Source organism: Qipengyuania sp. (assembly GCF_042095715.1).
In the GTDB taxonomy this organism is placed as follows: Bacteria; Pseudomonadota; Alphaproteobacteria; order Sphingomonadales; family Sphingomonadaceae; genus Qipengyuania.
Genome location: NZ_JBELMO010000036.1, coordinates 1 through 13,134, shown reverse-complemented (window position 1 = coordinate 13,134; position 13,134 = coordinate 1). Strand labels below are relative to the sequence as shown.

General features: G+C 67.5%; 14 protein-coding genes and 1 pseudogene. 12 read left to right on the top strand and 3 right to left on the bottom strand.

Going from position 1 to position 13,134, the window contains the following annotated elements:
* Positions 1-83: 83 nt before the first annotated feature.
* Positions 84-737, bottom strand: coding sequence for a YqaA family protein (locus ACFDTG_RS09805; RefSeq protein WP_375290850.1), 654 nt, complete (start codon positions 735-737; stop codon positions 84-86).
* 237 nt (positions 738-974) lie between these two features.
* A complete protein-coding gene (locus ACFDTG_RS09800; protein ID WP_375290873.1) occupies positions 975-1,553 on the bottom strand; it encodes a DUF1993 family protein in 579 nt (192 codons plus the stop codon).
* 256 nt (positions 1,554-1,809) lie between these two features.
* On the opposite strand from ACFDTG_RS09800, the gene ACFDTG_RS09795 reads away from it, so the two are divergent.
* The 6 genes and pseudogenes from ACFDTG_RS09795 to ACFDTG_RS09770 form a co-directional block, all read left to right on the top strand.
* Positions 1,810-2,586, top strand: a complete 777-nt coding sequence (locus ACFDTG_RS09795) for a PEPxxWA-CTERM sorting domain-containing protein (RefSeq protein WP_375290849.1) — start codon at positions 1,810-1,812, stop codon at positions 2,584-2,586.
* Positions 2,587-2,807: 221 nt separating this feature from the next.
* Complete coding sequence (locus ACFDTG_RS09790) at positions 2,808-3,866, top strand: PAS domain-containing protein (protein WP_375290848.1); 1,059 nt, start codon at positions 2,808-2,810, stop codon at positions 3,864-3,866.
* Between the two features lie 73 nt (positions 3,867-3,939).
* Positions 3,940-4,998 carry a hypothetical protein gene (locus tag ACFDTG_RS09785; RefSeq protein ID WP_375290847.1) on the top strand — a complete coding sequence of 353 codons (1,059 nt, stop codon included), beginning with the start codon at positions 3,940-3,942 and terminating at the stop codon, positions 4,996-4,998.
* Positions 4,999-5,274: 276 nt separating this feature from the next.
* Positions 5,275-6,030 (top strand): hypothetical protein, encoded by a 756-nt coding sequence (locus ACFDTG_RS09780; RefSeq protein ID WP_375290846.1) that lies wholly within the window; start codon positions 5,275-5,277, stop codon positions 6,028-6,030.
* Positions 6,023-7,381 carry a DNA-packaging protein gene (locus ACFDTG_RS09775; protein ID WP_375290845.1) on the top strand — a complete coding sequence of 453 codons (1,359 nt, stop codon included), beginning with the start codon at positions 6,023-6,025 and terminating at the stop codon, positions 7,379-7,381. Before ACFDTG_RS09780 ends, ACFDTG_RS09775 begins: the two co-directional genes overlap by 8 nt.
* A gap of 124 nt (positions 7,382-7,505) precedes the next feature.
* Positions 7,506-7,814: pseudogene (locus ACFDTG_RS09770) on the top strand (GIY-YIG nuclease family protein); the annotation flags it as partial.
* Positions 7,815-7,897: 83 nt separating this feature from the next.
* Here the strand turns inward: ACFDTG_RS09770 and ACFDTG_RS09765 are convergent.
* Complete coding sequence (locus tag ACFDTG_RS09765; RefSeq protein ID WP_375290872.1) at positions 7,898-7,972, bottom strand: hypothetical protein; 75 nt, start codon at positions 7,970-7,972, stop codon at positions 7,898-7,900.
* Between the two features lie 785 nt (positions 7,973-8,757).
* Between ACFDTG_RS09765 and ACFDTG_RS09760 the strand changes: the two genes are divergently transcribed.
* The 6 genes from ACFDTG_RS09760 (at position 8,758) to ACFDTG_RS09735 (ending at position 13,009) form a co-directional block, all read left to right on the top strand.
* Entirely contained in the window at positions 8,758-9,915 is a 1,158-nt protein-coding gene (locus tag ACFDTG_RS09760; protein WP_375290844.1) for a phage portal protein, read from the top strand.
* Positions 9,912-10,220 carry a DUF6127 family protein gene (locus ACFDTG_RS09755; RefSeq protein ID WP_375290843.1) on the top strand — a complete coding sequence of 103 codons (309 nt, stop codon included), beginning with the start codon at positions 9,912-9,914 and terminating at the stop codon, positions 10,218-10,220. Before ACFDTG_RS09760 ends, ACFDTG_RS09755 begins: the two co-directional genes overlap by 4 nt.
* Positions 10,217-10,606 carry an HK97 family phage prohead protease gene (locus tag ACFDTG_RS09750; protein ID WP_375290841.1) on the top strand — a complete coding sequence of 130 codons (390 nt, stop codon included), beginning with the start codon at positions 10,217-10,219 and terminating at the stop codon, positions 10,604-10,606. Before ACFDTG_RS09755 ends, ACFDTG_RS09750 begins: the two co-directional genes overlap by 4 nt.
* Before the next feature lie 288 nt (positions 10,607-10,894).
* Positions 10,895-12,040: a phage major capsid protein gene (locus tag ACFDTG_RS09745; protein WP_375290840.1), complete on the top strand. Its 1,146-nt coding sequence runs from the start codon at positions 10,895-10,897 to the stop codon at positions 12,038-12,040.
* Between the two features lie 129 nt (positions 12,041-12,169).
* Positions 12,170-12,469, top strand: coding sequence for a head-tail connector protein (locus ACFDTG_RS09740; RefSeq protein WP_375290839.1), 300 nt, complete (start codon positions 12,170-12,172; stop codon positions 12,467-12,469).
* A 150-nt stretch (positions 12,470-12,619) separates the two neighbouring features.
* The gene (locus ACFDTG_RS09735) at positions 12,620-13,009 is read left to right on the top strand and encodes a DUF3168 domain-containing protein (RefSeq protein ID WP_375290838.1); all 390 of its coding nucleotides are present in this window, start codon (positions 12,620-12,622) and stop codon (positions 13,007-13,009) included.
* Positions 13,010-13,134: the final 125 nt, after the last annotated feature.

The following is a 13,134-nucleotide window of genomic DNA, read 5'->3' as shown; positions in this document are numbered from 1 at the left end:
GGATGTGCGGATTCGCATTTCCCTTAGGGGCTGTTTAGCAGATTTCTTCGGAGAATTCCGCCAGCGGCGCTAGGCGTAAGTACCTAACCCGCAGGCTGTACCGTGGTCGCCCCGGCACAGGGCCCATCGCCCCCGTCGTCGCTGCCGCCGATCTGGGTCAGCACCAGCACGCCGCCCACCAGCAGCACTACGAACAGCGTGGTGACCGTGCCCAGATATTTGTCGATCACCCGCTTGATCGGGGCACCGAAGATGCGGAACAGCACCCCGACCGTCACAAAGATCAACGCGCGGGCGAACAGGCTGGACAGGATGAAGGTGACCAGGTTCATGCCCACGAAACCGGCGGTGATGGTGAGCAGCTTGAATGGCACCGGCGTGGCGCCGGCGATCAGGATCGCTTCGAAATCATATTCGCGCAGATGGCAGGCGGCGACGGGGAAGGCATCGGTGAGGCCAAGCGCGGAAATCAGCCACACCCCCACCGTGTCGTAGAGACCCCAGCCGATCGCATAGCCGAGCAGCGCCCCCGCGACTGAGGCCAGCGTGGCGACTATGGCGAAGCGCACCGCCTTCTTCGGTTCGGCCAGGCACATCAGGCCGAGAAGCGGGTGCGGCGGGATCGGGAAGAAGCTGGATTCGACGAAGGCAATCAGCGCCAGCCACCAAACCGCATGGCGGTGCGCGGCCTTGGCCAGAGTCCAATCGTAAAGCCCGCGCAGCGGTTTCATGAGCATGGCGTGAAAAGCGTCCCGTCCCCGGTCGTGGAGCCCCGCGCCTTAGGCGAGGGTGCGGGGCGGCGCAATCGGGGACGAGGGATGGTCGGGTGGGCGCCCCACAGGCAATGCGGCGTGATCGCGCGCTGTCTGCGCCGGGAGACCGGAGGATGAATGTCTATCTGGCGAAGATGGCGTTGGTGTCACGATGCGGAACTTGTGCGGACTGCCTCCTGGCAATTGCGCGGCGCTGCGCCATCACCCCGTGGGCATCGTCCCCGGCCGCACGAACTGGAACATGTGGCTGACGTAGTCCGCCTTGCCCAGCGGAACGCCTTCCTTGCGCAGGATCGCATAGCCCGTCATCACGTGGAAGAAGAACTGCGGGATCGCCCAGTCGCGCAGATATTGCTCGGCGGTGAGATCGAACACCATGCCCATCGGCAGCGCATGTTCCAGCGCCCGGTCCATGTCGCCGTCGAGCGCGCCAGCGGACAGCGTCTCAAGATCGGCGAGTGTTGTGGCGATGCGCGCGCGGCCATCGGCGATGGTACCGGGCCGCTCGCCCGCGGCGCGCCCTTCCTCCAGCAATTCCGTCACCAACGGCGCCAGGGCCCTGTCCGCCAGCCGCGCGCTGCCCTCGTAGGCCTGGACGCAGGCGAAGCGCACCTGGGTGGCCAGCGGGAACATATCGGGCGCCAGCCGCGCCGCCATCACCGCATCGCCGGGCGCCGCGCCCTCCATGGTCCCCTCCAAGTTCGCGGCCTTGCCCAGCCACTGGTCGAAGGCGGTGAGCATGTTGATATAGGTGGGCACGAGTAGGCTGGTTGGGGTCATCATTGTTCTGCGAGAGAGGGGCAGGCCCGCCCGCTACGCCGCCGCGCAGCGCCTGTCACCCGCACCTTTCCTCCGGGCCCGTTCCCCCGTCCTCCGCGTCCTGCTGTTGCAAATTCCATAAGATACGTTAACAATGCGCCTTGCCGGTCGGGTGCCCGAGGGGTGGCTCGCGGCATGTCGATGGCGCCCCACGGCCTTGAGGGACGTGCGACGCAGGAAGGGCGGGGGGCAATCGTCTTCCCGCGCAAAGCAAGGGTTGGGGAATTCCTATGACTTTCATGAAGGCGATCTTCAGGATCGCGACGCTGGCATCGCTGGTGCCGCGACGCTGGCGGCGGGGCCTGCGTCCGCGGCGCAATACATCATCACTTATACCGGCAGCGTAACCGGCGGGATCGACAGGACCGGCGTGTTCGGCGGCGGGACCGATGTGGACCTGACCGGCGCGTCCTATACCGCCGTCTACACGCTGACAGCGCCGCTGGCCGGGGCCGATTCCGGCGGGAACGGGATCAGTGCCTACATCCGCGGCGGAGCCCAGACCGGCACGCTGAGCCCGGTGTCGGGGGTCTTCACCATCGGCGGCGTATCCCTTGGGATCGGCGGGGACTGGTTCGGCTCGGCCGAGCAGGCCAACGGATTTCCAGGCAGTGGCACGGATGTAGTGAGCCATTTCGCCAAGGATTCGGTCAATACGACGTCGCGCTATGTGAACAACGCGATGTCCAACACCGTCCGCAGCAATGTGAACAACATCGTCGGCACTTCGGATTACACTGATTCCCTGTCCTATCGGGTGCAGGCGGACGACACGGCGCAGGGAAGCTTTGTCGTCAACAGCTTCGACCGGGTCGGCGGCGGTGAGGTGAACCGCCGGGCGGTATCGCTGGTGCTGGATGTCGATAGCGTCACGATCGCGCCGTTCGCGGTTGGCACCGTGCCCGAACCCGGAACCTGGGCACTGTTCATCATCGGTTTCGGGGCGATCGGCGCGGGCATGCGGCGGCGGAAGGTAGGGGTTGCCTTCGCCTGAGGCGCCCGTCACCCAAACCGGCCTGCAGGCCGGTGCCGTGACCCGTGCGGGCGCATGGACCGCCCTGAGCCCCGCCCCTCATCGGCTCCGATAAAACACGTAAGTTGTTGGATTATCGGCGAGGGGTTGGCGCGAAACCGGCCCCTGTGATAAGGCGACGAAAATACGCGCGCTCATGCCCCGCGGGGGTATCCAACCATTGCGCGCCGAGGGAGCCCCAATTGGATTACCCAGAGCATGACCAGGAGACACTGGAGCGCATCCCCTTTGCCCTGACCATCGCAGACATCGAACAGCCGGACGAGCCGCTGGTGTTCGTCAACCGCGCGTTCGAGAAAATGACAGGCTATTCCCGATCCGCCGTGCTGGGCCGCAACTGCCGTTTCCTGCAGGGCGAAGACACCGATCCCGAAACGGTGAAGGAGCTGGGCCGCGCGATTCGCGCAAAGGAATCCATTGAGGCCACGATCTGGAATTACCGCGCCGACGGCGAGGGGTTCTGGAACCGGCTGGTGATGAGCCCACTGGAGGACAAGGAAGGCCACTGCCGCTATTTCATCGGCATCCAGTACGATATCGGATCGCAGCGCAACCACGTGCCCCGGCTGGAGGCGGAAAAGCAATTGGCCGAAGTGCAGCACCGGGTGAAGAATCACCTGGCGATGATCGTGGGCATGATCCGCATTCAGGCACGCACCCAGACGGAGGCGGGGAAGGAATTCGACCAGCTCGCTCGCCGGGTGGAGGCGCTGCAACTTCTGTATCAGGAAATGGATGCGGCGGGCGCGGGATCGGCGACCGACAAGATCATCCCGCTGGGCGCCTATCTCAGCCGCATCTCATCGGCGCTAAACTATCTGGACGGGCGGCAGGGCATCAAGGTGCAGTTTCAGGCCGACGAGATGGCGGTGGAGGTGGAAACCGCCGCGCGTATCGGGCTCATCATGTCCGAAATCCTCACCAATTCGCTGCAGCACGCCTTTCCCGACCGGCAGGACGGGGTCGTCACCCTGTCGGCGCGGCGGATGTCGGGCGATCTGCTGCGCATCTCCATGGAGGACGACGGCGTGGGCATCCCGAAGGATTGCAACTGGCCGCAGGAAGGCAATCTGGGATCGCGGATTGTGCGCCAGCTCGTGCAGGGGCTGGGCGGCCAGATCGACGTGATCCGGGGCCAGGTCGGCACCATCATCAATCTCGACATCCCGCTGGGAGAACAGCAGCGCCTGATCACCGGCGAGCATGAGGACCGGGCGGGCAAGGAACGCGAAGACGCATAGTTTCCAGCCGCTGGGCCCCGCGCTATCGCATGGGCCTTGCCGCCTGACGGCGGGGCGGAGAAATGGGGCGGCGATGCGGGGTTTTGCGATGATGGCGCTGGCGGCGCTGGCCGCGCTGGCGGGGACGGGATCACCGGCGCTCGCCCGCAGCGATGGAGAGGCGGCGCCGGATGCGGGCGCTGGGGCGGGGGTCGATCCGCTGTCCGTCACGGTGGAATCCGCCGATGCCGATCGCTTCGCCGCAGTCTTCGCCGCCGCCGATGGCCGCCCGACTGCCGAGGCGTTGCAGCGCGGCTATCTCGACGGGGCGGGGCGCGGCGTGGCGGTGTTCACGCCCGGGCGGATCCAGAATGCGGCCAATCTGGCCCGAGCGATCGCCGCGGACCCGGCCGGCTATGCGCGCGCGGTCAAGGTCTGCCTGCCGCTGGCCAAGCAGGCGAGTGCGGACATGCGCGCAATCTATCTGGGGCTCGCCAGCGTATTCCCCGGAAGACCCTTGCCGGAACTGCACGTGGTATTCGGCGCGGGCAATTCGGGCGGCACCGCTGGGGTGGAAGACGGCGTGGGCGCGCAGGTGCTGGGGCTGGAGGTGATCTGCGAGATGGCGGATACTCCCGAGGAACTGCGAACGACCTTCCGCCGCTTCTTCGCGCATGAAACCGTCCATGTCGTGCAGATGCAGGCGGGCGCGGCGGTGCAATCGGCCAGCGACCCGCTGCTGGCGGCTTCGCTCACCGAAGGGTTCGCCGAATTCGTGTCCGGGCTGGTGACGGGGGAGGTTCCCGATCCGGAGCGCGATGGCTGGGCGCGAGCGCGCGAGGCGCAGGTGTGGGCCGATTTCGCCGCCGACCGCCGCGCGCTTCAGATCATGGCCGGGGAAGGCATGTCGGTGGACGATCCCCCGGCCGAAGCGGCGGCGCTGCTGCGGCGGTGGGCCGGCAATTACGGGTCCGCGCCCGAAGGCTGGCCTTACGAGATGGGATACTGGATCGGGCGGCGCATCTGCGAAGGCTATTTCGAACGCAGCACCGACAAGCGGCGCGCTATCGAGGATTTGCTGCTGATGAAGGATCCGGCGGCGATCCTGGCGGGCAGCGGTTATGGCTCAAGAGTGGAGTTCCCCAGCGAATAACCTATTTGGCACAAAATGCTTGACATCGTCACGCTGTTTGGGTACATAACACGAACATCGCGATAGTGCGAGTCGCCGAAAGGCGGTTCGATACGGGCAGGTGCCGACAAGCGCGAAGGGCGGCTTTCTCTACAGGAGGGGCCGCCCTTCGCATGTCGGTGTCGTCCAGCGCCCATCGACCACACGCCGCACCAACCGCGACGAACCGAACCACGCCAAACCCAACCACGCGGATCGCGCCCCGAGCCGGGCAGCGCGACGCGAAGGAGATTTGCCATGACGAATACCACCCAGCGCGCCACTCCATCACGCCGGCCCGCATCCGATCCCGCAATCTGGGCGCCGCTGTTCCTGCGCAACCTTGCCGAAGGAATGAGCGTACAGGCCGCCGCCAAAGCCGCCGGCGTGGGCAAGAATGCGCCGCACAGACTACGCAGAAAGGATGCCGAATTCACCCGTGCCTGGCTCGCGCTGCGCCCCCCGGGGGAAACGCGAAAGGGCCCCGCAAAACCGCACTCCGGAACGGGCAATGCCGCACCGGGCAAGCGCGCCCGCGCGATCTTTCTGGAGGCGCTGGCCGATACCAGCAACGTCACCGCCGCCGCCGCCAAGGCCGGGGTGACCCGCACGCAGGTCTATCGCCTGCGCCGGTCCGATCCGGTGTTCGCGGCAGAGTGGTATGACGCGCTGGCGGAAGGATACGACAATCTGGAGATGGAGCTGCTCGCCCATCTGCGCGCCGGTGAAGGGGCCAAGGGCTCGCCCAAATTCGACAGTGCCACCGCGCTGCGATGCCTGGCGGCGCATCGCGAAAGCGTGACGCGCGAAAAGGGCCGCCGCACGCTGGAGCAGGAACAGGCCACCATCGACACCATCAACCGCCGGATCGACGAGATGCGCGCCCGGGCCAGCGCCAACCGCACCGCCATCGCCCGCGCCCGCCGCGCTGTTGCCGGCCCTATAGACGGCAAGGCTGCGGGACAGCTTATGGGAAAGCCTGCGGACCGGCCCGAAGGCGCCGATCATGGCTAGGGCGCGCGGTGCGATGTCGCGCGGAGCCTGGCTCCGTCGCAATGGCAAGGTCGCGCTGGCCGACCGCGTGGCCCTGGGCAAGACGCTCGCCCCGCACGAGGTGGAGGCGCTGGGCAGCTATTACTGGGAAGGGTGGGCGCGCGACGACCAGCTGCCCCCGCGCGAGGCGTGGCGGACCTGGCTGATCAAGGCGGGGCGCGGTTTCGGCAAGACGCGGGCCGGGGCCGAATGGGTCCGCTCGGTCGCGCGTGCCGATCCGGAGGCGCGCATCGCGCTGGTCGGCGCGAGCCTTGGCGAAGTGCGCAATATCATGGTGGAAGGCGATAGCGGGGTGCTGGCCGCCGCGCCCGGTGCGCTGGCCCCGGTGTTCGAACCCAGCCTGCGTCGCCTGACATGGGAGAACGGGGCGATCGCCTGGATCTATTCCGCGGGCGAGCCGGAAACGCTTCGCGGCCCCCAGCACAGCCACGCCTGGTGTGATGAAATCGCCAAATGGGATAATGCTGGAGAGAGGGCAATGGCGGCCTGGAACAATCTGCAATTGACCATGCGGCTGGGCGAAAGCCCCCGCGTGCTCGCCACCAGCACGCCGCGTGACACGCCGCTGATGCGCCAGCTGATGGCGGGCGTCCGCACCGGCGAAGTAGCGCTGGCCGAAGGGCCGAGCGATGCCAACGCCGCGATCCTGCCCACCGATTACTATGCCAACATGATCGCCCAGTTCGGCGCCACGCGCTACGGGCGGCAGGAACTCGATGGGGAAATGCCCAACGGGGTGGAAGGGGCGCTGTGGACCCGCGCCATGCTGGATCGCTGCCGCATCGCCCACGCCCCCGCGCCGGCGCGCCGGGTGGTCATCGGTGTCGATCCGCCCGCCACCAGCGGCGGCGATGCCTGCGGGATCGTGGTGTGCGAGTTGGGAACCGACGGAATCGCCAGCGTGCGCGCGGATTGCTCGGTCGAAAGACCCAGCCCCGACAGCTGGGCCCGCGCGGTCGCCAATGCGGCGCAGTGCTGGGATGCGGACCGCGTGGTTGTGGAACGCAACCAGGGCGGCGAAATGGTGGAGAGCGTGCTGCGCGCCGCCGACATTCGCCTGCCGGTGCGCACGATCCATGCCAGCCGCGGCAAGGTGGCCCGCGCCGAACCCGTCGCCGCGCTCTACGAAGCGGGCAAGGTGCGCCACCCCGGGTTCTTCCCCGCGCTGGAGGACGAGATGTGCGCGCTGGCCACCGGCGGGCGCTACGAAGGACCGAGCCGAAGCCCCGACCGTGCCGACGCCCTGGTCTATGCGCTGACGGAGCTGATGCTGGAAAAGCGCAAACCGCTGGCGCGGGTGCGGGGGTTGTGATGGCTGGGTGCTGTGCGCGAATGGCGGAGACGTGCCCGCTGGATCCCCGCCTTCGCGGGGATGACGAGGGGAAGCAGAAATTCGTCATTCCCGCGCAGGCGGGAATCGCGTACCGACGCCCGCCATGCAGCGTGACTTCGCACCGATGGTCTACATCATAGCCTCGGCCCGCAACGGCACGCTTTATGTCGGGGTTACGTCCAACCTCATGCAACGCATCGCGCAGCATCGCGACGGATCGCTGGGCGGCTTCAGCGCACGGTACGGGACCAGGCGGCTCGTCTGGCTCGAACCCCATGCGACGATGGAACACGCCATCCTCCGCGAAAAGCGGATCAAGAAGTGGAACCGCGCGTGGAAGCTGCGGCTGATCGAGGAGACCAATCCCGATTGGCGCGATCTGGCACTCGATTACGGATTCGAACCGCTGCGCCGACTGGATCGCCGCCTTCGCGGGGATGACCATTTAGGGCGCGCGATCCCCGCGCAGACGGGGATCGCTTACCGAGCTCGAGATCAGGCGAAGCTGACGGTAGTCCGCCGGCGCCCGCGCATCGCGCCACCGACCAGGCCGAAGCCCATGATCAGCATGGCCCAGACCGATGGTTCGGGTACGCCGGCCACGGAAGGAGATCCGAAGAAAGCCATATGCGAGATGTTATGCGCGTTATTATTGAACGGGATGGCAAAAGTATTCCACGAACCGCTTGAAACGCCGCCGACATCGTAAAGGACAAACTGGTTGGATGCCTTGATGGCAAGGTATTGGACGGCGAAACCGGGGGTGGACCAGGTGCCGCTCGACCCGGGTATTCCAGTGACCTGACCGAACGCGCTCGACGATCCCTGCGTTTGGGGTGAGGTTTCACCCAGGAAGGTCAGGGTAATGTCCGGACCGCTGGAGAACGCGTTGTACGCGTTTTGCGCAAGCAAGTAGCTGTTGTTCCCACTCGCACTACCATTGATGTTGCCGTTGAACAGGCAACCGGTCGCAAGGCTGGAGCATGCGGTGGTAACGACAGAGACGGTGGATGCGGCAGACGCTGGAGCCGAAATCGCGGCAAGCGACAGCGCAGCAAGAGCTAACTTCTTCATAAAATTGGATTCCCCCCGAATCACAACGATTGACCAACAAATGTTTATCCTAATTGTAAGGGTAACGCACGCTCTTTTTGCGGCGCAGCCACGGCAGGCGGGGGTATTCCGCGCGACCATTGTGCCCGGCCGCGCGTCTTCCGTTTGTTAAAACTTGTTATTTTTCGCTGCGGCGGCCGCCGCAAGGCGCCGTTGCTGGCGTAACGCAGGGTTCAACGCCGCTCCCCCCTCGTTCGGGCTGGCACGCCCCGCCCAATCCGGTCCCTTTGAAAGGAAAACCCATGTCCTTCCTCACAACGCTCGCCTCCGCCTTCAAGGGCGGGGGCGGGACCCAACGCGTGCCCGTTTCGCGCGGCTTCGTTTCGCCCTGGTCCACGCTGGCGCCGAGCGCTTTCGAGGCCGCACCACAGGCGCCGCCCTATGATTACGGCGCCGCCGTTCGCGAGGCTTACCTCGCCAATCCCATCGCCCAGCGCGCGGTGCGGATCGTGGCGGAAGGGGTGGGCGGCGCGCCGCTCGCCTGCGATCATCCCGCGCTCGCCCGCCTCATCGCGGGATCGGCGGGCACCACCCCGCTGCTCGAAGTGCTTGCCGCGCAGCTTTCCCTGCACGGCAATGCCTTCGTCCAGATCATCAAGGACGCCGCGGGCACGCCGGTGGATCTGTTTCCGCTCCGGCCCGAGCGGGTCAAGGTGGTCCCCGGCGCGGACGGATGGCCCGCCGCCTATCATTATCGCGTGGGCGCGGACACCATCGCGCTGGCGGTGGAGGACGAGGGCGGCTGGCCCAATATCGTGCACCTCAGGGCGTTCCATCCGGCGGACGATCATTACGGTGCCGGATGCCTGGCCGCCGCGCATCAGGCGGTGGCGGTCCACAACGCGGCGAGCGCGTGGAACCGCGCGCTGCTGGACAATGCGGCGCGGCCCAGCGGCGCGCTGGTCTATCGCGACGGCGACGGGGCGGAGATGACCGGCGACCAGTTCGACCGGCTGAAGGCGGAACTCGCCGCCGCCTATCAGGGCGCGGGCAATGCGGGGCGTCCGATGCTGCTGGAAGGCGGGCTGTCGTGGCAGTCCATGGCGCTATCGCCCGCCGACATGGATTTTGCCGCATTGAAGGCCGCCGCCGCGCGCGACATTGCGCTCGCCTTCGGCGTGCCGCCCATGCTGCTCGGCCTGCCGGGCGACAACACCTATGCCAATTTCCGCGAGGCGGGGCGGGCGCTGTGGCGGCTCACCCTGCTGCCGCTGGCCGCGCGCATTCTCGACGGGCTGACGCACGGGCTTGCCCCCTGGTTCGAAGGCGCGGCGCTGGCGGTCGATCAGGACCGCGTGCCCGCGCTGGCGGAGGACCGCGAGGCGCTGTGGGCGCGGGTCAGCGCCGCCGATTTTCTCACCGACGCGGAGAAACGCGACCTGCTGGGAGTGAAGCCATGACGCGAGAAGACCTGCTGGCGCGCCTTGCCGCGCAGGCCATCAGCACGCCGCCGGAAATCGTGACTCTGCGCGCGCTTGTGGAGGAGGCGAGCGAGCTGGGCGCGGCGCGGGCGCTTGAAAAGCTCGGGCTGGAGGATGCCAGGGCACGCGACGACATGGCGGAGCTGCGCGAGCTGCTCGGTGCCTGGCGCGATGCCAAGAAGGGCGTCTGGAAAGCGGCGCTGGAATGGCTGGTGCGCGGGGCTCTGGCGCTGGTCCTGGTGGGCCTCGCCATGCGACTGGGCCTGTCGGAGATGCTGCGATGACCCGTATCGCGGGCTATGCCGCGCTGTTCTCCATCCCCGATGCGGCGCGCGATACCATCCTGCCCGGCGCCTTCGCCGCCACGCTCGCCGCGCGCGACGGCCCGCTTCCGCTCCACTGGCAACACCGCCCCACCCAGCGGATCGGCTGGGTCGATCATGCCGAGGAAGACGGCAGGGGCCTGCGCGTGATCGCCAGCCTCGAGCCAGCAACCCGCGCCGCCGCGCTCCTGATAGCGAGGGCGGTGAGCGGCCTCAGCTTCGGCTACCGCGCGCGAGACTATCGGATGACCCCGAAGGGCCGCGAACTGGCTGAGGTGGAGCTGATCGAAATCAGCCTCGTCACGCATCCGCTTCAATACTCGGCCCGAGTTCATTTTATTCGTTAGCCTCAAGCGCCGGCGGCTGCGTCCGCAGCCTTAGGCTATCCTCGCTCACGCGACCTTACGGTCGCATCGCTGCGGGCGCGCGGTCGCGCTTGCGGCGCCTGGGGCGCCGACATCAATCCTCCCCGAAACGGGGAGGTGGCAGTCGCGGGTCAGCGCGGCTGACGGAGGGGCACGCGCCGCCTGGACTGCTGCCCCCGACCAAGACCGACCTACCCCTCCACCATGCTTCGCATGGTGCCCCTCCCCGTGCCGGGGAGGATTTTTTGTGCCCTAACGAAAGGCTTTACTATGGATACTCCCATCACCACCACCCTCGCCGCCGATCCGGCGGAAGCCAGTTTCGACATCGTCGCCCGTCAGGATGCGGCGGAGGCCGATATCGCGGCGCTCAAATCCGATGTCACCGAAGTGAAGGCGCGCGTCGATCGCATCGCGGTCGCGGCGCAGCGGCCCGTCATTTCCGGCGCAACCCCCGCGCCGGAAGTAAAGGGCTTCGTCGACGGCTATCTGCGGCGCGGCTCCACGCTGGAGCTGAAGTCGCTGAGCGGCGCGGTGCCTTCGGACGGCGGATATGCCGTTCCGCGAGAGATCGATGCGCTGATCGCCCGCCAGCTCACCGACATCAGCCCAATCCGTGCCATCGCGCAGGTCGTGCGGACGGGCAGCGCAGGCTATCGGAAGCTGATCGCCACCGGCGGCACGGCCAGCGGCTGGGTCAGCGAGACAGCGGGCCGCCCCGAGACGAATACCCCCGATTTCGCCGAGATCGCGCCCCCCACGGGCGAACTCTACGCCAATCCCGCCGCATCGCAGGCTATGCTGGACGATGCCGCCTTCGATCTCGAAACCTGGCTGGCGGGTGAGATCGCGATGGAATTCGCCCGCGCGGAAGGCACCGCCTTCGTGAACGGCAGCGGGGTCAACCAGCCGCGCGGCTTCCTGTCCGGTCCCAGCAGCGAGGAGTTCGATGCGGAGCGCCCTTTCGGCACGCTGCAATTCGTTGCCAGCGGCGATGCGGCGGGGTTGGGGGCAAGCCCCGACGGGACGCTGATCGATGTCGTCCACACGCTGAAGGCGGCGCATCGCCAGGGCGCGAGCTGGGTGATGAACTCGGCCACGCTGGCGGAGGTCAGGAAGCTCAAGACCGCCGATGGCGCGTTTCTGTGGCAGCCCGGCATGGTGGAAGGCCAGCCCGATCGCCTGCTCGGCTATCCGGTGGTGGAAGCGGAAGACATGCCCGATATCGCGGGCGGCACCACGCCCATCGCCTTCGGCAATTTCCGCGCCGGCTATCTGATCGCCGAACGAACCGCCACGCAGATCCTGCGCGATCCCTTCACCAACAAGCCCTTCGTCCATTTCTACGCGACCAAGCGCGTGGGCGGGCAGGTGCTGGACGGCAATGCGATCAAGTTGTTGAAGATTACGGTCTGATGCCTTCTCCCCTCCTCTTCAGAGGAGGGGCCGGGGGTGGTGTCGCTTCCCCGCTTTCCTGTCGACACCACCCCCAACCCCCTCCTCTGAAGAGGAGGGGACTATCCCGTTCCAATCCGGAGATTTCCCATGCTCACCCCCACCGGGGCGCCGCCGCTGGCGGCGCTCAAGCAGTGGCTCGCCATATCCACACCTGCGGAGGATGCGCTGCTCGAACGGCTGCTCGTCAGCGCGTGGCAGAGCTGCTCGGCCTTCGCCGGGGCGGCGCTGCCGCAGGACTGGGGCGCGGCGCCGCCCGCGCTGGCCGAAGGGATCCTGCGGCTTGCCGCACATCTCTATCGCGAGCGCGACGCGGGGGACGCCGCGTCCGCCACGCCGCCTGCCGCCATCGCCGCGCTGTGGCGCCCGTTCCGTGCGCTTCGGCTGTGAACGGGGACTTCGACCGGCTGGCGCAAAGCCTCGCCCGCCATGCCGCACGGCTCGCCCGGGCGCGCGCCGCCGAACGCCGCGCCGGCGATGCCCGCTGGCGCTCCCCCCGCCTGCTTTGGCCCACATGGGCCCCCGATCCGGGAGACTGACATGGAGATGCTGTTCCGCCGCGATCTTGTCGCCTGGCTGGCCGCCGATCCCGATTTTGCGACCGGCCTCAACAGCGTGGGCGAGGAAGCGCCGGTCGCCGCCAGCCCGCCCCATCTCGCCATCGCCGCCAGCGCGTCCTCCGACTGGGGCGCGAAGGGGGCGCCGGGGCGCGAGATCCGCCTGGCGCTCCAACTTACCGCGCGAGAGGATGATGCCGGGGCCGTGGCCACGCTGGTCGATGCCATCGAGCGGCGCGTGGCCACCATGCCCGCCGCGCAGGGCGGGTATCGCGTGGTCGTCACCCAATTCCTGCGCAGCCGTGCCGAGCGGCGGGCGGGGAACGTGCGCATGGTGCTGAGCGAATATCGGTTCTTGATCCTCGCAACTTGATCCTCCCCGGAACGGGGAGGGGGACCGCGACGCGAAGCGGCGGGGTGGAGGGGCACGTGCACCTGGGCGAGCCCCAGCAAAGGCTCGCCCGCGGCACCTGCCCCTCCACCAGCCTGCGGCTGGTC

Bases quoted from the DNA above. Each gene is read 5' to 3' on its own strand.
- ACFDTG_RS09805 (WP_375290850.1), bottom strand. From the start codon at position 737: ATGCTCATGAAACCGCTGCGCGGGCTTTACGATTGGACTCTGGCCAAG.
- ACFDTG_RS09800 (WP_375290873.1), bottom strand. From the start codon at position 1,553: ATGACCCCAACCAGCCTACTCGTGCCCACCTATATCAACATGCTCACC.
- ACFDTG_RS09785 (WP_375290847.1), top strand. From the start codon at position 3,940: ATGCGGGGTTTTGCGATGATGGCGCTGGCGGCGCTGGCCGCGCTGGCG.
- ACFDTG_RS09780 (WP_375290846.1), top strand. From the start codon at position 5,275: ATGACGAATACCACCCAGCGCGCCACTCCATCACGCCGGCCCGCATCC.
- ACFDTG_RS09775 (WP_375290845.1), top strand. From the start codon at position 6,023: ATGGCTAGGGCGCGCGGTGCGATGTCGCGCGGAGCCTGGCTCCGTCGC.
- ACFDTG_RS09760 (WP_375290844.1), top strand. From the start codon at position 8,758: ATGTCCTTCCTCACAACGCTCGCCTCCGCCTTCAAGGGCGGGGGCGGG.
- ACFDTG_RS09755 (WP_375290843.1), top strand. From the start codon at position 9,912: ATGACGCGAGAAGACCTGCTGGCGCGCCTTGCCGCGCAGGCCATCAGC.
- ACFDTG_RS09750 (WP_375290841.1), top strand. From the start codon at position 10,217: ATGACCCGTATCGCGGGCTATGCCGCGCTGTTCTCCATCCCCGATGCG.
- ACFDTG_RS09745 (WP_375290840.1), top strand. From the start codon at position 10,895: ATGGATACTCCCATCACCACCACCCTCGCCGCCGATCCGGCGGAAGCC.
- ACFDTG_RS09740 (WP_375290839.1), top strand. From the start codon at position 12,170: ATGCTCACCCCCACCGGGGCGCCGCCGCTGGCGGCGCTCAAGCAGTGG.
- ACFDTG_RS09735 (WP_375290838.1), top strand. From the start codon at position 12,620: ATGGAGATGCTGTTCCGCCGCGATCTTGTCGCCTGGCTGGCCGCCGAT.